Origin of the sequence: Candidatus Manganitrophus noduliformans (assembly GCF_012184425.1) — a bacterium.
In the GTDB taxonomy this organism is placed as follows: Bacteria; Nitrospirota; Nitrospiria; order SBBL01; family Manganitrophaceae; genus Manganitrophus; species Manganitrophus noduliformans.
This window is the reverse complement of record NZ_VTOW01000005.1, coordinates 169,968-189,254: the sequence shown is the minus strand read 5'-3', so window position 1 is coordinate 189,254 and position 19,287 is coordinate 169,968. Positions and strand designations below refer to the sequence as shown.

The 19,287-nt window shown below is 52.5% G+C and carries 18 protein-coding genes; 4 read left to right on the top strand and 14 right to left on the bottom strand.

Annotated elements, in window-relative coordinates:
* Positions 1 to 11: 11 nt before the first annotated feature.
* Positions 12 to 1,541: a SagB/ThcOx family dehydrogenase gene (locus tag MNODULE_RS20855; RefSeq protein WP_168063111.1), complete on the bottom strand. Its 1,530-nt coding sequence runs from the start codon at positions 1,539 to 1,541 to the stop codon at positions 12 to 14.
* 231 nt (positions 1,542 to 1,772) lie between these two features.
* Between MNODULE_RS20855 and serB the strand changes: the two genes are divergently transcribed.
* Both serB and MNODULE_RS20845 read left to right on the top strand, forming a co-directional pair.
* A complete protein-coding gene (gene serB, locus MNODULE_RS20850; protein WP_168063110.1) occupies positions 1,773 to 2,999 on the top strand; it encodes a phosphoserine phosphatase SerB in 1,227 nt (408 codons plus the stop codon).
* Between the two features lie 122 nt (positions 3,000 to 3,121).
* Positions 3,122 to 3,469 carry a DUF2203 domain-containing protein gene (locus tag MNODULE_RS20845; protein ID WP_168063109.1) on the top strand — a complete coding sequence of 116 codons (348 nt, stop codon included), beginning with the start codon at positions 3,122 to 3,124 and terminating at the stop codon, positions 3,467 to 3,469.
* A 40-nt stretch (positions 3,470 to 3,509) separates the two neighbouring features.
* Here the strand turns inward: MNODULE_RS20845 and MNODULE_RS20840 are convergent, their stop codons facing one another.
* The 4 genes from MNODULE_RS20840 to MNODULE_RS20825 all read right to left on the bottom strand — a co-directional run bounded on the left by MNODULE_RS20840 (position 3,510) and on the right by MNODULE_RS20825 (position 6,994).
* On the bottom strand, positions 3,510 to 4,454 hold the full coding sequence (locus tag MNODULE_RS20840) for a histone deacetylase family protein (protein ID WP_168063108.1): 945 nt from the start codon (positions 4,452 to 4,454) through the stop codon (positions 3,510 to 3,512).
* Between the two features lie 24 nt (positions 4,455 to 4,478).
* The gene (locus MNODULE_RS20835) at positions 4,479 to 4,673 is read right to left on the bottom strand and encodes a hypothetical protein (RefSeq protein WP_168063107.1); all 195 of its coding nucleotides are present in this window, start codon (positions 4,671 to 4,673) and stop codon (positions 4,479 to 4,481) included.
* Positions 4,674 to 4,738: 65 nt separating this feature from the next.
* Positions 4,739 to 5,362: an MBL fold metallo-hydrolase gene (locus tag MNODULE_RS20830; RefSeq protein ID WP_168063106.1), complete on the bottom strand. Its 624-nt coding sequence runs from the start codon at positions 5,360 to 5,362 to the stop codon at positions 4,739 to 4,741.
* Positions 5,363 to 5,449: 87 nt separating this feature from the next.
* Positions 5,450 to 6,994 (bottom strand): FAD-dependent thymidylate synthase, encoded by a 1,545-nt coding sequence (locus MNODULE_RS20825; RefSeq protein ID WP_168063105.1) that lies wholly within the window; start codon positions 6,992 to 6,994, stop codon positions 5,450 to 5,452.
* Between the two features lie 100 nt (positions 6,995 to 7,094).
* Here MNODULE_RS20825 and MNODULE_RS20820 point away from each other — a divergent pair, with 100 nt between their 5' ends.
* Both MNODULE_RS20820 and MNODULE_RS20815 read left to right on the top strand, forming a co-directional pair.
* Positions 7,095 to 8,240, top strand: a complete 1,146-nt coding sequence (locus tag MNODULE_RS20820; RefSeq protein WP_168063104.1) for an NAD(P)-binding protein — start codon at positions 7,095 to 7,097, stop codon at positions 8,238 to 8,240.
* Positions 8,237 to 9,088 carry a phytoene/squalene synthase family protein gene (locus MNODULE_RS20815; RefSeq protein WP_168063103.1) on the top strand — a complete coding sequence of 284 codons (852 nt, stop codon included), beginning with the start codon at positions 8,237 to 8,239 and terminating at the stop codon, positions 9,086 to 9,088. Before MNODULE_RS20820 ends, MNODULE_RS20815 begins: the two co-directional genes overlap by 4 nt.
* Before the next feature lie 9 nt (positions 9,089 to 9,097).
* Here the strand turns inward: MNODULE_RS20815 and MNODULE_RS20810 are convergent, their stop codons facing one another.
* The 9 genes from MNODULE_RS20810 to MNODULE_RS20770 form a co-directional block, all read right to left on the bottom strand.
* Positions 9,098 to 9,592, bottom strand: a complete 495-nt coding sequence (locus MNODULE_RS20810) for a hypothetical protein (RefSeq protein ID WP_168063102.1) — start codon at positions 9,590 to 9,592, stop codon at positions 9,098 to 9,100.
* Positions 9,593 to 9,624: 32 nt separating this feature from the next.
* Entirely contained in the window at positions 9,625 to 10,179 is a 555-nt protein-coding gene (locus MNODULE_RS20805) for a hypothetical protein (protein ID WP_168063101.1), read from the bottom strand.
* A gap of 167 nt (positions 10,180 to 10,346) precedes the next feature.
* Positions 10,347 to 12,965 carry a polysaccharide biosynthesis protein gene (locus MNODULE_RS20800; RefSeq protein WP_168063100.1) on the bottom strand — a complete coding sequence of 873 codons (2,619 nt, stop codon included), beginning with the start codon at positions 12,963 to 12,965 and terminating at the stop codon, positions 10,347 to 10,349.
* A 313-nt stretch (positions 12,966 to 13,278) separates the two neighbouring features.
* Positions 13,279 to 14,289 (bottom strand): alpha-ketoacid dehydrogenase subunit beta, encoded by a 1,011-nt coding sequence (locus MNODULE_RS20795; RefSeq protein ID WP_168063099.1) that lies wholly within the window; start codon positions 14,287 to 14,289, stop codon positions 13,279 to 13,281.
* The gene (locus MNODULE_RS20790) at positions 14,286 to 15,341 is read right to left on the bottom strand and encodes a thiamine pyrophosphate-dependent dehydrogenase E1 component subunit alpha (RefSeq protein WP_181071144.1); all 1,056 of its coding nucleotides are present in this window, start codon (positions 15,339 to 15,341) and stop codon (positions 14,286 to 14,288) included. The genes MNODULE_RS20795 and MNODULE_RS20790 overlap by 4 nt, the downstream gene beginning before the upstream one ends.
* A gap of 48 nt (positions 15,342 to 15,389) precedes the next feature.
* Complete coding sequence (locus tag MNODULE_RS20785) at positions 15,390 to 16,571, bottom strand: pyridoxal phosphate-dependent aminotransferase (protein WP_168063098.1); 1,182 nt, start codon at positions 16,569 to 16,571, stop codon at positions 15,390 to 15,392.
* Between the two features lies 1 nt (position 16,572).
* Positions 16,573 to 17,700, bottom strand: a complete 1,128-nt coding sequence (locus MNODULE_RS20780) for a DegT/DnrJ/EryC1/StrS family aminotransferase (protein WP_168063097.1) — start codon at positions 17,698 to 17,700, stop codon at positions 16,573 to 16,575.
* A 14-nt stretch (positions 17,701 to 17,714) separates the two neighbouring features.
* Entirely contained in the window at positions 17,715 to 18,659 is a 945-nt protein-coding gene (locus MNODULE_RS20775) for an aldo/keto reductase (RefSeq protein WP_168063096.1), read from the bottom strand.
* Complete coding sequence (locus MNODULE_RS20770; RefSeq protein WP_168063095.1) at positions 18,635 to 19,255, bottom strand: sugar transferase; 621 nt, start codon at positions 19,253 to 19,255, stop codon at positions 18,635 to 18,637. Before MNODULE_RS20770 ends, MNODULE_RS20775 begins: the two co-directional genes overlap by 25 nt.
* Positions 19,256 to 19,287: the final 32 nt, after the last annotated feature.

Genomic DNA, 19,287 nt, shown 5'->3' with positions numbered 1-19,287 from the left:
AGGACCTCCGGTCATGAGGATCGCGGCCTTCCCAGGGTGGTGATGTAGACGACGATTTCGTCGAGGGAGAGGCCGAGCAGCGCGTTCACTTCATCATCATAAAAGCCGCCGATCCCGCTGACCCCCAAACCGAGCCGAATCGCCGCCAGATTCAGCCGCTCTCCGATTTGCCCCGCATCGAGGTGGAGATAACGGTAGGCCCGGTCGCCGTATTTCTCGACCGCTCTTTTTAGATGGGCGATGTGGATTACCAGCGCCGCCGCGTCGCGCGCCAACTCTTGTCCCAAACAGAAATGCCAGGTCTGCTCGCGGAAATCTCCGGCCGACAGGAGCCGCAGCTCGTTTTTTTGCGGCACAAAGTAGTAGATCCCCTCCTGCAATCCGACCACCTTCTGCACAACCAGATAGGTCTGGAGAATCGAGGGATCGAAAAACGGCGATGGAACCGCCGCAACGGGAAAGTAGGCATATCCTAAAATCCCGGCAAGCTCCTCCTTTAAAAAACCTTCCCCCGAGAATCCGCGGGTCGACCTTCTCAAAAGAATCGATTGACCGACACTCTCGCCCCAGTCGATCGGAGACTCGGGAAGGAGGGTCGCCTCTTTGTAGGAATGTTTCGATTCCAGAACATTCAGATCGGGAGGCCGGCGGACGGCCGACAGGTCGACCTTCTCTCCCGGCAAGATCGATGAGACCCGGTGGAGCTGGAGTTGGAGCATCTTTAAGTCATTCTCTCCCTTGGGGATCGGCATCGACGCCACCGCCGAGGTCGGACGGATCTCCTCCGGATTAATCTTCTCCCCTTGCGGCAAGGCGACCACGGCCAAGACCCCTTCTTCCGCTTCATCCAAGAAGAGGAGACGGTTCAAAGAGGTGTCCAAGAAACCGCCGATGGGGACCGGGCTAAAACCCTCCTCCGGCGCATAAACGACGAGGTTCCCGAGAATATGGCCGGTATCGAGCAGGATGCGGCGATAAGCCCGCTCCTGGTAACGCCAGGCGCTCCGTTGATAAACCGCCGTCATGATAACGAGGAGGTTTGACTTCGCGATCGCCTCGTGGTGCATACAGTATCGCTCAAACTCCTCCCAAAAGTCTCCCTCCCAGACCAGGACCAACGAATGATCCTTCACCTGAAAATTGTAGATCCCGTTCTCCAGGACCGAGAGGCCCCGGATCGCGACATAGAGCTCGGTCGGATAAAGCCCCCCCGCGGTCGGCGCGGCCCGAAGGGTTAATGTCTGGCCGGTCGGGTATTGCAGAATACCGGTGACGCCGTTGGTGAAGTAAAGCAACCGCGAGATCTCCGCGATCCCGAACGGATATCCCCCCTGGGTTTTCGCGGGCGGGAGCGGTTCTCCGGTAAAGGGATTATTCTGAAAAGGAAGGTAAGGGATCAGGTCGATCTTTTTATCGCTGTGATATTCTTTGTAGGGAGACGGTTGCGCCCCCCAATCGAGCGGCCGTTGAAACTTCCCCATCCGCGCTTCATGGTATTTGGTCTCTTCATGGTAAATTTCCGCAAGCGCTTTTTTGTCCATCCAGGGTTCCCGCGTGAATTAAAATCCTTTAAAATCTTCTTAATCTAATATAGAAACCGACCGGTGTCAATTTATAAGAATGAAACCGGCACGGATCAGTTTCAGTCGGATTCCCCCTCCTTCTTGCCCCTATAATATGGATGCGCTTGTCTTCGGCGATAAACAAAAACTGCTTGCCTTCGATTATTCTTTCTTGTATAACACTGAAGTTCTACCGTCATCAGGAAAACCATGCCGAAGAGAAAAGCCCTTCTTGTCTCCGTCACCGGCCCCGATCAGCCGGGGATTACCGCCGCGCTGACGGAGATTATGGCTGAATCCGATGTCCGGCTTCTCGACATCGAGCAGGTCGTGACCCAGTCGATTTTGTCCCTCTCCATCTTGATCGAGCTGGACGGCGCGGAAGAGGGAGAGCGACACCTTTTGCGCGACCTCCTCTTCCGGGCGCACGAGTTCGGTCTGTCAATGGAGTTCAAAGTCGTCCGGCCGACGGAGGTTCTAAAGAAGGCCCCCGTCCAGAATTACGTCGTCACCTGCCTCGGCCCCGCGGTGACCCTTCGCGTCATCGCCAAGCTGGCGACGCTTCTCTCCGAGGAGCGTGTCAACATCCAGAAGATTCACACAATCGCTCGCAAGCAGTTGGAATGTATTGAACTGACCCTGTCGACAACCCAGCCGATCGACCCCCGCCTTCTGACTCGAAAGCTGCTTCACCTCAATGCCGAGTTCGGGGTCGATATCGCCGTTCAGGAAGAGAACCTCTTCCGCCGCGCCAAGCGACTCATCGTCATGGATATGGATTCGACGCTGGTCCAGATCGAAGGGATTGATGAGCTGGCCAAAGAGGCGGGCGTCGGCGAAAAGGTCGTCTCGATCACTCATCGCGCAATGAACGGGGAGATCTCCTTTCCGGAGGCGCTTCGAGAACGGGTCCGCCTGTTAAAAGGACTCCCGGTCGGCGTCCTTGAAAAGGTCTGCAAGCGGATGCCTTTTACGCCGGGCGCAAAAGAGCTGGTTTCTATTCTCAAGAAGCTCGGATATCGAACCGCGGTCCTCTCCGGAGGATTCGACTATTTTAGCGCTCGGGTAAAAGAGTCGCTCGGACTCGATTATGCCTACTCCAACACGTTGGAGATTAAAGAGGGGGTTTTAACCGGCGAGATCGTCGGCGAAATTGTAGACGGCAAGAAAAAGGCGGCCCTGATGGAAGAGATCGCGCGGAAGGAAGGGGTCACGCTCGATCAGGTGATCGCCATCGGCGACGGCGCGAACGATCTCCCGATGATCACCCGCGCCGGCCTCGGCATCGCCTTTAACGCCAAACCCCGCGTCAGGGAAGAAGCACATTACAGCATCACCCAGAAAAATCTCGACTCCATCCTCTATCTTCTTGGAATCACCGAGAAGGATCTCACCGCCATGAGACAGAGGAAGCAACGCCGAACGACCACGTTGTAATCGTCATTTTGATCGCGATATAATTCAGATATGAGCATCCGTGCAGGGCCTCCATCCGGACCGGAACTTCGGGAGGCTCCTTCGCGGATCAACCATTCTAGGGAGAGGCATCCGGAGCAGCCATGGCAGAATACAAGACAAAGCGCATTTTTACATACGAAGAGGCCCTCGAAGCACTTCCTCAGGTCCAAAAAATCACCACAGAAGCGATTCAAGAGATCAGCGTTCTCGCGGCCCAGATTTTCGCCCTTCGCGATGAAGATCAAAAGAAGCGGTACGAAAAACAGCAGGCGGTGATCGTGAACAATTGGGTTCAGACCCTTGAGCAGATGGGGTGTGAAGTCAAAGGGCTCTGGCTGGTCGATTTCGACAATGGGGAAGGATATTACTGCTGGCAATATCCCGAATCAAACCTGGAGTATTTCCACGGCTACACGGAAGGGTTTGCGGGGCGAAGCAAACTGTTTTAATGTATGTGTGATGAGATAGGGGCGAGGCATGCCTGCGCCCCTATGCAGATAATGCCTCCAGATGCCGTCCAACCGACCGGGCGAGCGCAGCGAGGTGATACCCCCCTTCCAAGCAGGAAACGATCCTTCCTCCGCAGTGGGTCTCTGCGAGCGACCGAACGATTTGCGTCATCTCCGAAAAACCTTCATCGGTCACCTGGAGGCTTGCCAACGGATCGCTCTGATGGGCGTCAAATCCGGCGGAGATCAAGATGAAGTCGGGCTTGAACGCCGCCAGCGCCGGCGCCATGACCGTTTCGATCCGATGAAGAATATCGGAATCGCCCGCCCCGGATGAAAGCGGGCAGTTCAACGTAAATCCCTCCCCTTCCCCCTCTCCCCGCTCCCTTTCGGAGCCGGTCCCCGGATAAAAAGGATATTGGTGGGTGCTGAAGTAGAAGACGGTCGGATCCGAGTAGAAGAGATGCTGCGTGCCGTTCCCGTGATGGACGTCCCAATCGAGGATAAAGATCCGCTCCAGATGATGCTTCTTCTGAAGATACCGCGCGGCAATGGCGACGTTGTTGAACAGACAGAATCCCATCGCCCGATCGGCTTCGGCATGATGGCCCGGCGGCCGGACCGCGCAGAAAGCGTTTTGGATGCTTCCCGACATCACCCGGTCGGCGGCGGTCAAAACCCCGCCCACCGCCTTCTCCGCCGCCGCCAGCGACAGGGGGGAAAAAGGGGTATCGGGATCGAGGTAAACCGTTTCGTCCTCGGGGACCATTTTTTTTAACGTTTCGTAATAACGGGGATGGTGGACCGTATCAATCCAGGCGGCCAGGTCCGGATCGTCGGCCGGTTTGATTTCGACCAAATCCGAGATCAGACCGCTCTTCACGAGGTGTCCTTCGATCGCGGCAAGCCGCTCCGGCGACTCCGGATGGGCCGGACCGGTATCGTGTTGGCGATAAATGGGATGGGAAACAAAGCCGGTCTTCATTTTCTTTCCTTGCCTTTGGATTCTCTACTTCTTCTGGCGAACCCCCCACTCTGCATTGGACTTCGTATAGGCGACAATCGTCTGACCGCATGCGGTACAGGGGCTCTCTTCCGTCACTTCCGATGCTTCATCGTTGGGACCGGGCGGGGGTGTATCGGGAACCTGAACATAGGCCTTCTTCTGACAATAAGGACAGATAACGCCGTACAGCGTGCTCAATCTCTTCCTCCCCTTCTAACCTACTTGAATATCCATCCCGGACCTCGGTGAAGCCGGGACACCCCTCAGACAAGAAAAGGATTGCTCCGACGCTCCCTGCCGATCGTTGTCCGAGGACCATGACCGGGAAGGACCGCCGTTTCGTCCGGAAATGAAAGAAGCCGTTTTTGAATCGAATTGATTAAGGTCGGGTGGGACCCTCCCCAAAGGTCGGTGCGGCCGACACTCCCGGCAAAAAGGGTATCCCCCGTCAATAGACCGAACGCCGGAACATGAAAGCTGACACTCCCCGGCGTATGGCCGGGCGTATGGATCACCTCGACCTTTTCCTTGCCGAATGAGAACGAATCGCCATGCTTCAAAAAACGATCGATCGGCGGCGTCGGCGGCGTCGGAAGGCCGAAGAGCGACGCCTGGATATGGAGATTCTCGCAAAGGGGCATGTCTTCTTCGTGGAGGCCTGCCGCCGCCCCCGTCTTCGTCCGGACAAGGTCGGTGGCGCCAATATGATCAAGGTGGGCGTGGGTATGGAAAAGAAAGACCGCCTTGAGTTGATGCCGCGCGAGGCTCCCGAGGATCTCATCGGCCTCGTCTCCAGGATCGAATACCACGGCGGTCCGCGTCTCCTCGCAGGCGAGGATGACGCAGTTACATTGAAACGGTCCGACCGGAAAAGATTCGCAGATCATGCTTCTTCCTAGATCAAGAAAAACCACGAGCTAATACTAGCAAGCTGTCTGATGAGTGTCAATCAACGATTATCTCTCCGGGCAATCCTAGAGGATTCGTTGATATTCAGATAGGTCGAGGCGCCATACCTTCACGCCGCAGTAGCGCTCCCCTTCCGGACAGACCGGGCGGGTGCCGGCCATGTTCCGCAGGGTGCAGGGGGGAAGGAGGTAACTTCCGATCGACGGATTCACCTCCTTGATCTGTTGCGCCTCATCGAGAGAGGCGCGCCAGATCTCCTCCTGGGCGTTATAGCAGAGGCGCATCGCATGTTTGTGGTGCAGATTCAGAAGATCGGACGATTCGGTGAATCGAATCGAGAGCGCATTCGGCAAAAGATAAAGGGCATACTCCAGTGGGGCGCCAAGCCGTTTCATCCGGGCGAAGCGGTCCCAGCACTGGGACATCACCTCTTGATAATATGCCTCGATCTTGGGATCGATTTTGATCAGCGCCGGCGTAATGTAATCAGGCCGATCGCTCGTATGCGCAAAGAGGATCGGCCGGGAAGCCGGGGTCATCCGGTGCCGTTGATCCTGAGAGTCGGCGGTATGCGAAAGCTTCTTCCGGAAGGTGTAAGAAGGATGAAAGAGGGTCCGGCTGATCTTCGAGAGGGTCGTCAGGTTGAGCGATTCTCCGAGCAATCGGTTCTCCCCCGGATCGAGCGCCAGGCGGATTGCCGCGGCATCATCGAGCGCCGCCCGAGGCACCCCTAACACCTCCCGAACCGATTGGGCAAGGACCGCCTCTTGGTTCACCTTATAATCAATCAGTTTGGAGACCCGTCCTTCAAGTGAAACATCAAATTCGTCGAGAAACCGCTCGGTCGCCTGCGCCGTCATCCCTTCCGCATAACCTTGATAGAATTGATACTCCGGCGTCGATTCGATCGGAAGGGGCTGCTCCAGGATCTTTTTGTATTCAGGATCAAAGTCGAGGAGAGCTTGAACCATCTTCTCCACCACCAGCCGCTGCTCCAGCGGCGTGTCGTACTGCCGGCAGAGCCGGTAATAGCGGAGGAGGGTGACCCCGGAGATCGTGTGATAAAGATAGGCGAAAGCACCGATCGGAACGACGTAGCGGGCGATCTCCTGCGCCTTTTTTTTGACATCCCGATTGAAGTTTCTCCGCTGGCGCGGGAAAAGCCGGGCGTACTCCGCATCGACCAGCGGCAGGAGCATCTCGTTCAGTTTCTTATACGCCTCCATCTGCTCGTGGACGCCGGCGATGTAAAGATCCAGCGCTTCTCCCGAGAGGGGCGGAATCGAAAAACTCTCCGGCTTGACGGCGACGTAGCGCTGGCTGACCTGTTCGGAATTATAGAAAGGATGGCTGTGAAGGAACGACCAGATAAACTGCCGGGAGACATTGGTCAGGGTGAATTGAAAGTGGGCGTGCTGGAGGGTGGTATGATGGCCCGCCTGATAAATGCTCTGGGCCAGCAGCTCATAACCCTCAATGAGGTCTTCATCGCGGACGACCCCTTTTCCGGAATAGCAGGTCTTGGCTGTTGCCACGAAGTTTTTGAATGGCCGGACAAAGGCCTTCTCTAAAACAACGACCGGCTCCGGAGAGAGAAAACGATCACTCATTCTTATGTCCAATTTATCGGGTTCTTCCGTTTGACAGCCCGTATTATATTGGATAGAATCCCTGCGGTAAAGCAAAAAGAAGAGCATCCGCGGGGATAACGTGATCGTAGGACAGACAGGACCGAAAATCAAGATCGCCGGCGCCGGACCGTCGGGACTGACGGCGGCGATCGTCCTCGCCAAGGCCGGCTACGAGGTCGACCTCTTTGAAGGGCGTAAAGCCGTCGGGGCGCGCTTCATCGGCGATTTTCAGGTGATCGAAAACATGAGCCGGGAAGAAGATGCCCTGGAGATGTTGAAGCGGTTCGGTCTGGATACGAACTTCTTCATCCGTCCGGTCCGGCAGGCGCTCTTCTTCGATCATCGGCTTCGCTCCCAAGAGGTTGGGAGCCGCCGGCCCTTCGGTTACTTCATTCGGCGGGGAAGCGAGAGGGAGACTCTCGACCGGGGCCTTCTGACACAGGCGCTTGCGGCGGGAGCAAAGATCCACTACCAAACGCGGATCAAACCGGAAGAGGCCGACATCATCGCCACTGGGCCGGCCACTCCCGACGGACTTGCGAAGGAGATGACTTTCACCACCTCCCTCCCCGACACCGTCTGGGTTCTCTTCGACATGAACTTCTCCCCCGGCGGTTACGCTTACCTTTTTGTCTTAGACGGCATCGCCACCTTCGGTTGCGCGATCACCCGGGACCTCTCCCGAATCAATTACTACTTCGACCGTTCGTTGCAGCGGTTTCAGGAGTTAACCTTTTTTCCGATCGAGAACGACCGGACCGCTTACTCTTTCATGAACTTCAGCTTGAAAGCATCCGCTGAAGCGAGCGGACGCTATTTTGTCGGCGAGGCGGGCGGATTTCAAGACTATCTCTTCGGACTGGGGATTCGCTACGCGCTGACGACCGGGTATGCGGCGGCGGAGAGCCTCTTAAAGAAGACCTCCTATGACCGCCTCTGGAAAGAGGCGCTCGGTCCGGCGCAGGAGATCAGCGTCGTCAACCGGTTCCTCTACGAATGGGGGGGCAATCGGGGGCTCAGTCTCTTTATTCGTCAGGCCGGACGCGGCGATCTTCAAGATTACCTCGGGGGGTGGCACCGCCCTTCCTGGTGGAAGCGTCTGGCCCTGCCGATCTTAAAATGGGGATGGCAGCGGGCCGGTCGGTGCGCCCATCGTCTCTCCCCCCATTGGTGCCGGCACAAGCCGGTCTCCTCTCATCCCGAGCTGGGGCCGATCAAGCCATGATCTCCGTGGAAGAGGCCTATCAGTATTGTCGCCGGCTGACCCACCGCTGCGGCCCCCACTTCTCGGTCGGCTTTCGCTTTCTCCCCCCGTCGAAGCAAAATGCGATCTATGCCGTCTACGCCTTCTGCCGGTACGCCGACGACATCGTCGATGAAGCGCAGGAGGCGGCACTCGAAGAACTTCTGAAAAGTTGGCAGGAAGAATTGGATCGCTGCTATCAACAGAAGCCGACCCATCCGATCACCGTCGCCTTGGCAGACGCCATCAAGAAATATCCGATCCCCAAAAAGGGTTTTGAGGGGTTGATCGAGGGATGCCGGATGGATCTCCTCTACAACCGCTACCCAAATTTTGATTCACTGATGGTTTACTGCGATCTGGTGGCGACGACCATCCGAGATCTCTCCCTGCCCGTCTTTGGTTATCGCGACCCGAAGGGGGTCGCTTACGGCCGGGCCCTCTCCACGGCGCTGCAGCTGACCAACATCGTCCGGGACATCGGAGAAGATCTGGGACGCGGAAGGATTTATCTTCCGTTGGATGAAATCAAAGCGGCCGGCTATTCCGAGGAGGAATTGACGGCGCGGGTGAAAAACGAGGCGTTTCTGAAGCTGATGCGGTTTCAATGCGACCGCATCCGAAACTACTTCAACGAATCGGCCCAGTTGATTCCGATGATCGAGGCGGACGCGCGCCTGTCGGTCTCTTTGATGCGGAACGTCTACGTGGCCCTGATCGACCGGATCGAGAAAGATCCCTTTACCGTTTTGGATCGGCAGATCCGGCTCTCCTGGTGGGGACGCGGTCAAGTCATTGCCCGGACGCTGATCGGTCGCTCCGTCTCCTGACCCCCGTCTCTATGGTTTAATCCACCAGGTGATCCCGACGTAGGTCTCCCGAAGGCCATCCGTTCCCACATCGTTTCCATTCCGGGAGGTCGTCGGAAAGTTGGAAGGCCGATCGACGTTCCATTCATTATGCACGCCGATCAGGAAGGTGACGCGGTCGAGGCGATACTGTCCCTCCATCCGGACCCCGAATTGCTCGTGGCTCTCCCCCGCTCCCGGTGTCCCGCCGAGGACGTAGGGATGCAGATTAAGCCACATTTTCGAGAAGAACCGTTTTTGAATCCCGATCCCGGTTTGATAGCCGAGCTGGCAGGTGCAGTCTCTGCGGATCAAAAGAGGGGTGTTCGTATATCTCTCGAAGTAATAATTGAAATAAAGACCCACCCGTGTATCCAACGGAGAGGCCTCATCCTGGGCGATCGCTTGATCAACCATCAGTGTCGGAAAAATAATAGTGAACAAAATCAGGAAAATCTCTTTTTTCAGTCGATTGCATAAATTCATATTCTTCCCTTCTCACCCCACATCAAAATACCTCAACGCAGTAACCAGGTAATGCCGATATAAGTCTCCCGAAGTCCGCCCGTACTGATGTAGTTTCCCTCTTTTGAATGTGTCGGGAAATTCGATGAACGATAAACATCCCACTCGCCATGATGCCCGAATAGAAAAATGAATCGTTCAAAGCGGACATGAAATTCGAATCGGGACCCGAACTGCTCCGGCGATTGGGCGATGCTCGGGCTGGCGCCCAGGACATACCCATGGAAATTGAACCAAAGCCGCCAGAACATCGGCGACTGAACAACCACTCCTGTTTGGTATCCCAATTGGCAGCCGCACTGCCTTCGGATGAAGAGAGGGGTGTTTGTATAGCTGGGAAGGTAGTAATTGAAATAAAGTCCGACGCGGACGTCAGAAGGGGGGGTACGCTCCTCAGCTGCCACTTGATCTACGATGAGGAGCTGAGTAAAAAGATGAGAAATAACATAGAAAAAAATAACCTTTCTATGGCAAATTTCTGCAAAACCTTGCAGCATTCTTGCAATATTTTGCAGAATACAAGCAAATCGGAAATCGTTCGCGAACATTGCCACTCCATGCAAATCATCTGTGAGACAGAATGAGCGTGGTTAGTGGCATCCGTTCCTCTAGGATCACGCTTCGTCGAATATTGATTGGAATTCGACGGCTGAGAATTGCAATTGCCGGACCGATTATTTGAAGGGGAAATAATAAAAAAATGACTCGGTTTTGATTAGTGGTACAGAGGCGTTTCAGACGAAGGGGGCCGCGTTGGGGCGGGAAATAGCGAGTTGTTCGGTGAAGCATCGTCCCAGGCAGAAGGTGTTTTGCTAGAAGCGTGAGACGGAAGAGAGTCGTTCTGATACGTCGGTATGAGTTCTTTCAGTGTTATTTTGATTTCGTTCGGGTCTGTCTCATGATCCATGCTTGCAAATTTTTTAACATAAGACATTAACTCATCTGTGACCTTTCCATTTTGCGCCACCCGTATCTTTTCATGGCGGGTCTGCGTCACCTTTTCTGCCTCTTCGAAAAGGCCTTCAACCAGTTTTTCCGCCGGCCGCAAGCCGACAATCTGAATCGGGATATCCTCATCCGGGGAAAACCCGGATAGAATGATCATTGTCCTGGCAATATCGATAACTTTGATCGGATCCCCCATATCCAAAACAAAAGTCTCTCCTCCTTCTCCAAGAACCGCCGCGTGCAAGACAAGCTGAACTGCCTCTTGAATGGTAATAAAGTATCGCTTGATATCAGGATGAGTAACAGTGACCGGTCCTCCTTTTTTGATCTGCGCACGGAAGAGCGGAACGACGCTTCCATTGCTCTCGAGAACGTTTCCAAAACGAACCGAAACCAATCTGGTTTTACTTTGTTGATTAAAATATCGAACCAGCATTTCGGCCACCCGCTTGGTCGCGCCCATGACACTGGTGGGTTGAACCGCTTTATCAGTCGAAATCAGCACAAAATCTTCCGCGCCGTATTGATCCGCCATTTGGATCACATTGTAGGTTCCCAAGATATTATTTTGGACCGCCCCCAGGGGATGGCTTTCCATCATCGGAACATGTTTATAGGCCGCCGCATGAAAAATGACGTGAGGACGATACATGGAGAAAACCTGATGAAGTTTTTCTTCGTCGAGGATGTCTCCTAAAACGACGCTGAGAGAAATGCCGGGGAATTTATCCAAAAGCTCGACCTGGATATGGTGGAGATTGTTTTCACTCCTTTCAAAAAGGATCAGAAGTTCAGGACGGAAAGCGGCCACTTGACGGCAAAGCTCGGATCCGATGGATCCTCCCGCACCCGTGATTAATATTCTTTTATCTTTTATTTTAAACTCAACCTGAGGATCATAAATTTCAATTTCGCGCCTTCCGATTAAATCTTCAATATCCAGGTTTCGAATATCTGTGATCGAGACTTTTCCGCCCAGGAGCCCGGTCAAACTAGGAAGAAATTTGATAGGAATACCGAAAGATTTACATCGGCTAATAATTCCTTTTAACTGCTTCTGACCTGCGGAAGGAATGGCAATGAGGATCTCATCCGGATGCAATGTCTGGACGACCCTTTCTAACTGGTTACTGTTTCCCATCACTGGGATGCTGTGAATTTTTGAGGATATTTTCTTAGGGTCATCATCAATGAAGGCAATCGGCTGACGATTATAGGAGGGGTTTTGCATCATATCCCGAGCAACCAATTCTCCGGCATTCCCGGCACCAATGATTAAAACTCGTCGAGCTCCGATTTCTATTTGTGTAAGGACCGAATAGACTCTCTTCGTAACCCGAAAGCCGGCCAAGAGCAAAAAGAGGAGAATCGCGTCGATCAAAATTACAGATTGAGGATATCCATTTATTGACAGGAACGTAATTCCCCCCCAAATTCCAATTGAACTGGCAAGTATTGCCCACCCAAGGTCAATCAAATCCTGAATACTAGCATAACGCCAAAGCCCTTGATTAAGCCCGAAATACTGCAGAGCAAACAACCGCATCAGAAGAACAATCGGGAGAGTGACTATCAGGAGATTGATTTCATTAGGAGAAACCTTCCCGTCAAATCGGAGCAAGAATGCGAAGCAATTCGATAATAGAATAGCCATAGCGTGAATAAAAATGATAATCCCCTTTCTATATTTCTCAATCACTTCTTTGATGGTTTTCTTTTCGGCCCCTTCTTTTTTTGAGAATGGGAAAGGTAGACAAAGCAAGAGAGCCATCACGCTGGTGAAGAGGATTTTCACATCAAGAGCAAGGCTTCGTTGGTACACATACTGTTTGGCCAATTTGATCTTCTTAGGCAAAACGGTATTGATGTAATAAGCTTCCGGGTCATCCACCTTTGATAAAAGAAGGGAGACATCCCGGATTTCAATGGTCGCAAAATCGGTCATTCCAGGCCGGATCGACAAAATTGTTTCGTAATCCTTTCGGAACAGATCTACATGTTTTTGCAATTCGGGGCGAGGACCAACCAAGCTCATCTCTCCCTTAAGTACATTAATCAGCTGCGGAAGCCGGTCGAGTTTGCACGAACGAAGGAGAGATCCGATTCGGGTAACCCGATGGCAGGACGCCTGGCCGGGATCTCCCGACAAGGTTTCAACTGTTCGGAATTTATAGATTAGGAAAGGAGCGAAGTTTTTCCCGATTCGCTCCTGTGTGAAAAATAAAGGCCCCCTGGAGGTCAACTTAATGACAATGGCAATCAGGATGAAGACGGGAGCCAACAGAATCAATGCTGCCAGCGACAGTCCGAAGTTAAACATTCTTTTAGCACATTTTTTTTTAATCAGGGTTTTCTTTTCCAGGGCGTGCTCATGTACGGGCAACATAAAGCCTCCTCAGGAGATTAGGACAGCCATTTGCATTGCTGCAAGGCGGCCATTTATGAAATGGTTAGTAATTCTTTAAAAAAGCGTTCTCGATGAGACGGGCGGGTTGCACTTCCACTGCAAAACAGGGTCGGGTCAGTCCACGATGACATACGAATGAAACGGTTTTTGATGAACGAACCGGTTGATAGGAGCTCAGTTCAAATTCCGTTTTTCCGATCACATACGAAACGGCCCCTTATAGAGAAGTGGTCGGGATGTTTTTCTCGGAAAATAGCGAACGATTTTAAGAAAGTCGGGCCTTAAAGTGATCTTAACGGCTGAGTTCACCAACCCGTTTGGAAACAAGCCGGAGGACGGCTGCCACGATGTCATCCGATTGAAAGTAATAAGTTGATTCAAGGGGACCGCTTGTTGGGGCCGGCGCATCCGGAAGCGTCAGGCGGACCGGCGTGCTCTCCAGCAAAGAAGGGGCCGTCTTTTCACATATTCCTGCAATGATTTCACCGGCAAGGCCACAGGCACTCCAACCTCCATCGACTACGCAGAGCTTTCTTGTTTTTTCAACAGAGGAGATGATCTCATCAAAAATCAAAGGGTTCACCACCCGGAGGTCGATGATCTCGCAGGAGACCCCTTGCTTCTCCAGATGGGCGGCCGCCTCGACGCAGAGTTGGGTGGCGTAGCTGCTCCCGACCAATGTGCAGTCGGTCCCCGTTCGGATAACCTTGGGGCCTTCCGTCCTTAAATTTTTCTCGACGATCGGCGAAACTTCCTGCTCGATTTCATATAACCACCGGTCATCGATGTAGAGGACCGGATCGCCCGACAAGACGCTGGCAATCAGCAGGTCGCGGGCATCTTCCGGGGTCGCCGGCATCACGACCCGAAGCCCGGGAATGTGGGCGAACCAGGCATGAAGCGATTGGGAATGCTGCGCCCCCTGCTCTCCCCCGCGGTTGACGATGCTTCTCACCGTGACAGAAGCATGGGCCTGTCCTCCGAACATGTGGGACCATTTCGCGGCCTGGTTGACGATCTGATCGGTGGCCAGGATCATAAAATCCATCCGCGGATGGACCACAATCGGGCGGTAACCGCAGAGTGAGGCGCCCACGGCGGCGCCGGTAACCGCCAATTCCGAGACAGGACTGTCGATGATGCGGTTCTGACCAAACTCCTTGTCGAGGCCGGTCATCGAATTACCGACGTACCAGGGAGACCAAAGCCCCTGGCCAATCACAAACACTTCAGGATAATTTGAAAGAAGGTAGCGAAACCCCGACAGGATCGCCTCTCCATACGTCAAAGATGATGTCGTCATCGTTTTTCATCCTTTCTAAAATAGACCAAGTCGAGCAGAGCCGCTTGGTCGGGGAAATCCCCCTGTTCCGCCTTCATCCAGGCTGCGTTAATGAATGTGGAAACCTCCTCCTGCACTTTAGAAAACCGCTCCGCAGAGAGGAATCCCTTCTCCTGCATCGCTTTCGCCAACCGTCTGACCGGATCGCGTCCCTTCCACTTCGTCAGATCCTGGTTTCGTTTCACTCCGACATCGATATCGTCGCTCGGACCGACGTGGCCTTTCCAGCGATAGGTCACCGCTTCGAGGAAAGAAGGCCCTTCTCCTCTTCTGGCCCGGTTGATCATCCTTGCAGCGGCCCCTGTGACGGCAACGACATCGTTGCCGTCGACCACCTCGTTCGGAATATGGTGGGCTTCCGCAAAACGGGCGATGGAATCGCTCGGCTGCCTTAATCCGATATGGAGATGGCTCGCGAAGAAATTATTTTCACAAACGAACAAGACCGGAAGGTTCAGGCTGGAAGCGAGATTAAGGGATTCGTGCAGGACTCCTTCTTCCGCAGCCCCGTCGCCGAAATAACCGACTGCGACATCTCCTCTTCCATCCATTTTGGCTGCCAATCCCGCTCCCACGGCGAGCGGGATGGTCGCCGCCACAATCGGAACGGATCCCATAAATCCACGGGCGCCGTCGTATAGATGCATCGATCCACCCATCCCTTTCGAACAACCGGTCACCCGTCCCAATACTTCTGCAAAAAGGCCCTCGACGCTTCCACCCAAGGCCAGGTAATGGGAATGAGATCGATGGGCACCGAAAACGCGATCGGTGGAACGTAAATTGGTCGATACGCCGACGGCGACCGCCTCCTGGCCGATTCCAAGGTGGCAGGGACATTTTATTTTTCCCGCGACGGTCCCCTCCGCGAGTTTTTCTTCGGCACCCCGGATAATCAACATCATTTTCAGTTGTTGGAGCAGGGTTTCCTGCTTCCATTTCGATATCTCAAGCGTTTCGTTAAACAGCTGTGGATCCGCAAGTCCGCCCAACCCCTCTATTCTGTTTTTCATGATCTTGAGTCTCCTCGATTGTGACCAATAAATTCTACAAAACCCGATTCAGTACTTTCCGATTTCCTTGAAATACTTCTTAAATGCCTTCTCGACGGCGAATAAGGTCTCCCATTTTTTACAGAAGCAAAACCGAACCTGGTTTCTCCCTTTGCTCGGAATAGAATAGAACGACGAGCCTGGGACGGTGGCAACGCCGGTGACTTCGATCAGTTTGCTGCTGAATGAAAAATCATTATCGACATCCAGCTCGGCCATTAACGTGGAAGTGTCGGCAATAATATAGTAGGCTCCTTCGGGAGGGGCGCATTTGAATCCGGCCTCCCGGAGAAGACCGACAAGAAAGGCTCTTGCCTTCTGATAATGCGCTCGGAGCGTTTCGTAATACTCATTCGGGAAAGCGAGTGCAACAGAGGCCGCATGCTGAAAAGGGGTCGGCGCTCCGACGGTGAGAAAATCGTGGACTTTGCGAATCCGCTGGGTGATTTTTTTATCTGCAATCGCCCATCCAACACGCCAACCCGTCACGGAGTAGGTTTTTGAGATGGAGTTGATTGTAACCGTTCTCTCCTTCATCCCAGGAAGGGTTGCAAGTGAGATATGCTCGCCCTCATATAAAATATGTTCATAAATCTCATCCGTAATTGCATACGTATCCCACTGAACACATAAAGCCGCAATTTGTTGCAGCTCCTCTCGTGAAAAAACCTTTCCGGTGGGATTATTGGGCGTATTGATAATAATCGCTTTTGTTTTTTTATTGAAAGCCTTCTCAAGCTCTTCTAATGAAAAAGACCAGTCTGGAGCATTTAAGGTGACATAGCGAGGCGTTGCTCCAGACAAGATGCCATCGGGACCGTAATTTTCATAAAACGGCTCAAATACAATGATCTCATCTCCGGGATTAATGATTGCCTTCAGCGTCGCAATCATTGCTTCTGTCGAACCGCAAGTGACCGTAATTTCTGTATCCGGGTCGCACTGGATTCCGTTATACCGCGCTGCTTTCTTAGCGATCGCTTCGCGCAACTCCGGTTCCCCGAATGTGACAGGATACTGGTTATATTCCTTATGAATGGCAGCAATGGCTGCTTCTTTAATCTCCTTCGGGCTCTCAAAATCGGGAAAGCCCTGGGACAGGTTGTATCCGCCCGCCGCGTCGCAGACGCGGGTCATCTCACGAATAACAGATTCAGAGAACGATTCTGTGATCTTCGATAACTCTTTCATTTTACTTTCCTCCGCCTCTCCATTCACGACCGTAGAAAGATCGAACGGTTTTAATCACATAATCAATCTGCTCATTGCTTATTTCGGAATTCATCGGCAAAGAGCAGACCTCTCGACTGAGCGCTTCCGTTTCCGGGAAACCGCGGTCTACCAATTTCAGCGCCATATGCTTGTAATAGGGCTTCCGGAATTGCGTTAAGATCCCAATACCGTGGCTTTTTAAATATTCTGAAAAAGCATCTCCCTGCTTAGATCGAACGGTATAGTTTTGATAAACATCATCATAGCCAGGATAATCATAGTGAGGAAGCATCAAGTCTGGGAGATTGGAAAGAGCAGCTCGGTAACGCTGGGCAATCTCTTTTCTTCGAGTAATCCATGCAGGCAGGTGACTAAGTTTTACGTCCAAGAATGCCGCCTGTAAATTATCAAGCAGGCAAGTGAACCCGTGACCATGGTATTCACCGGTTTCTCTATCCTCACCATTAAATCTCATGCGCCGGGCGAAGAGCGCCACATCAGGGTCATCGGTCGTGATGGCGCCTCCATCTCCATAACCGCCGAGCATCTTAAATGGATAAAAGCTCCAGCATCCGGTCAGACCCCACGATCCTGCTTTCTTGCCGTTCAGGCTGGCGCCAAGACTTTGACAGGCGTCCTCAATCACAATCAGATTATATTGATCGGCGATTTCCATCACACGGACCATGTTCGCCATATGTCCGCTCAGATGCACCGGCATAAGCGCCCTTGTCCGATCCGTAATCGCCGCTTCAATGAGGTCAATGTTGATATTGAAATCTTTGGCAACGTCGACCAGGACCGGGGTTGCCCCGACATTCACCACCGCAGATGCCGTTGCAACAAAAGTATGAGCCGGAACAATCACCTCGTCTCCAGGCCCGATGCCGGCCGCGCGCAAAGACATATGGAGCGCATCATAGCCACTGTTTAAACCCACCGCGTAGCGGGTTCCGACAAACCTAGCTAAATTTTCTTCGAACGATTTCAGGTGGCGCCGATCAATTAAATCTCCGTTCGACATCACATCGAAATAAGCTTCGTCGATTTCCTCCTTGATACTCTGATAATTCTTTTTAGGGTCAACAAAAGACACGTTATGGCTCAATGTTATCTCTCCTTCTATTTAAGGTTATAACACTCATCGGATGGCTGAAGCGCTTGGAGATCTTCTTGCTTTAGCTTCCAATTTAATGCTGACACATTTTCTTCTACTTGCTCTCTCGTTTTATTACCTGTAATCGCGCATGTAACGACCGGATTCTCCAGTACGAATCGGATCGCTACCTGAGCACTTGTTTTTCCATAAAGTAAGCCGATCCGCTTTAGCGTTTCTACAAAATGAAGATTTTTTTTGAGGTTCTCCCCTTTGAATAATTCGCATTTGCTACGGGTATCATTCTCTCCAAACTGGCTGCCCAGGCTGTATTTGCCCGAGAGCAAACCACGGGCCAGCAGTCCATAGACGATGATACCGAGGCTAAATTGATCATGGCACTCAGCCATGTCGCGTTCAGTATCCCGCTGGATGATGTTATACAAACACTGTAATGATTCAATCCGGTGGACTTTGATCGCCTCTCTAACGAGGTCAATCGAAAAATTGGAGCAACTGATGTAACGTATTTTTCCGGACTCCTGACACTTTCTCAAAGCCTCCAACGTCTCATATATCGGCGTGACGTTGTCATGCCAATGAATTTGGTACAAAGGGATGCAGTCTAGCCTTAATCGACGTAAACTCCCCTCAAGTGCCTCCACCGCTCTTTTAGGACTGCAATCGTGATAAGTATTTCCGTTGCTATCCCAGGCAACACCAAACTTTGTTGCGACAACCACATCATTCCGAGAAAACCCAAGTCCCTTTGAAAGGATCTCTTCTGAGTGACCGAAACCATAGACATCGGCCGTATCGAAAAAGTTGATCCCTAAATCCAATGCGGCACGGATGGCATTGATCGACTGCCGGTCATCGACTTTCCCATAACCGTGTCCGCCGATCGCCCAACAGCCGAACCCGATCCGGGAGACCACCAAATCAGTTAACCCAAGTTTTTTGTATTCCATAAGGATTTTATTTTGAAAAGCTGGATAAAGGTTTGAATCAAGATTTTGGTGTCGATCCAGAGCGAGTTTTTCATTGCATACTTCATTCGCAGTCTGTTCTTTTCCGGTTCTATTTCCTTCAGATACTTTTCATCGGCCCGATCATCTCCAAGGATCTTGTCCAGGTGAATAAATCGGATCGAAGCGTAGTCGGTGAGACCGGGCCGCACCGTTAAAATGACCTTTTCTTCGTCGTTATAAAGTTGGGTATATCGTTCGACCTGAGGCCTCGGCCCGACAAAACTCATCTCTCCGACAAAGATATTGATCAATTGGGGGAACTCGTCGAGTTTGTACTTCCGGAGAAATTTTCCGATGTCGGTCAGGCGCGGATCATTCAACGCAGTCGAAGGCCCCCCCTTTTTCTCCGCATCGACCACCATCGTTCTGAATTTATAGATTCGAAACGGCCGGCCGAATCGCCCGGTCCGTGTCCCTCTGTAAAAGACTGGACCGGGCGATCCGGCCTTGATGATCACCCCGATAAGCAGCAGCAAAGGGAAAAGTACCGCAAGTCCCAGGGATGAAAAAACAATGTCGAAAATTCTTTTAATCATGACAGGCCAGATGTTTTGCTCGGTTTGTGATG

Excerpts from the sequence above, each read along its gene's own strand:
- MNODULE_RS20855 (WP_168063111.1), bottom strand. The coding sequence starts at position 1,541 with ATGGACAAAAAAGCGCTTGCGGAAATTTACCATGAAGAGACCAAATAC.
- serB (WP_168063110.1), top strand. The coding sequence starts at position 1,773 with ATGCCGAAGAGAAAAGCCCTTCTTGTCTCCGTCACCGGCCCCGATCAG.
- MNODULE_RS20845 (WP_168063109.1), top strand. The coding sequence starts at position 3,122 with ATGGCAGAATACAAGACAAAGCGCATTTTTACATACGAAGAGGCCCTC.
- MNODULE_RS20840 (WP_168063108.1), bottom strand. The coding sequence starts at position 4,454 with ATGAAGACCGGCTTTGTTTCCCATCCCATTTATCGCCAACACGATACC.
- MNODULE_RS20830 (WP_168063106.1), bottom strand. The coding sequence starts at position 5,362 with ATGATCTGCGAATCTTTTCCGGTCGGACCGTTTCAATGTAACTGCGTC.
- MNODULE_RS20825 (WP_168063105.1), bottom strand. The coding sequence starts at position 6,994 with ATGAGTGATCGTTTTCTCTCTCCGGAGCCGGTCGTTGTTTTAGAGAAG.
- MNODULE_RS20815 (WP_168063103.1), top strand. The coding sequence starts at position 8,237 with ATGATCTCCGTGGAAGAGGCCTATCAGTATTGTCGCCGGCTGACCCAC.
- MNODULE_RS20810 (WP_168063102.1), bottom strand. The coding sequence starts at position 9,592 with ATGAATTTATGCAATCGACTGAAAAAAGAGATTTTCCTGATTTTGTTC.
- MNODULE_RS20805 (WP_168063101.1), bottom strand. The coding sequence starts at position 10,179 with ATGTTCGCGAACGATTTCCGATTTGCTTGTATTCTGCAAAATATTGCA.
- MNODULE_RS20800 (WP_168063100.1), bottom strand. The coding sequence starts at position 12,965 with ATGTTGCCCGTACATGAGCACGCCCTGGAAAAGAAAACCCTGATTAAA.
- MNODULE_RS20795 (WP_168063099.1), bottom strand. The coding sequence starts at position 14,289 with ATGACGACATCATCTTTGACGTATGGAGAGGCGATCCTGTCGGGGTTT.
- MNODULE_RS20790 (WP_181071144.1), bottom strand. The coding sequence starts at position 15,341 with ATGAAAAACAGAATAGAGGGGTTGGGCGGACTTGCGGATCCACAGCTG.
- MNODULE_RS20785 (WP_168063098.1), bottom strand. The coding sequence starts at position 16,571 with ATGAAAGAGTTATCGAAGATCACAGAATCGTTCTCTGAATCTGTTATT.
- MNODULE_RS20775 (WP_168063096.1), bottom strand. The coding sequence starts at position 18,659 with ATGGAATACAAAAAACTTGGGTTAACTGATTTGGTGGTCTCCCGGATC.
- MNODULE_RS20770 (WP_168063095.1), bottom strand. The coding sequence starts at position 19,255 with ATGATTAAAAGAATTTTCGACATTGTTTTTTCATCCCTGGGACTTGCG.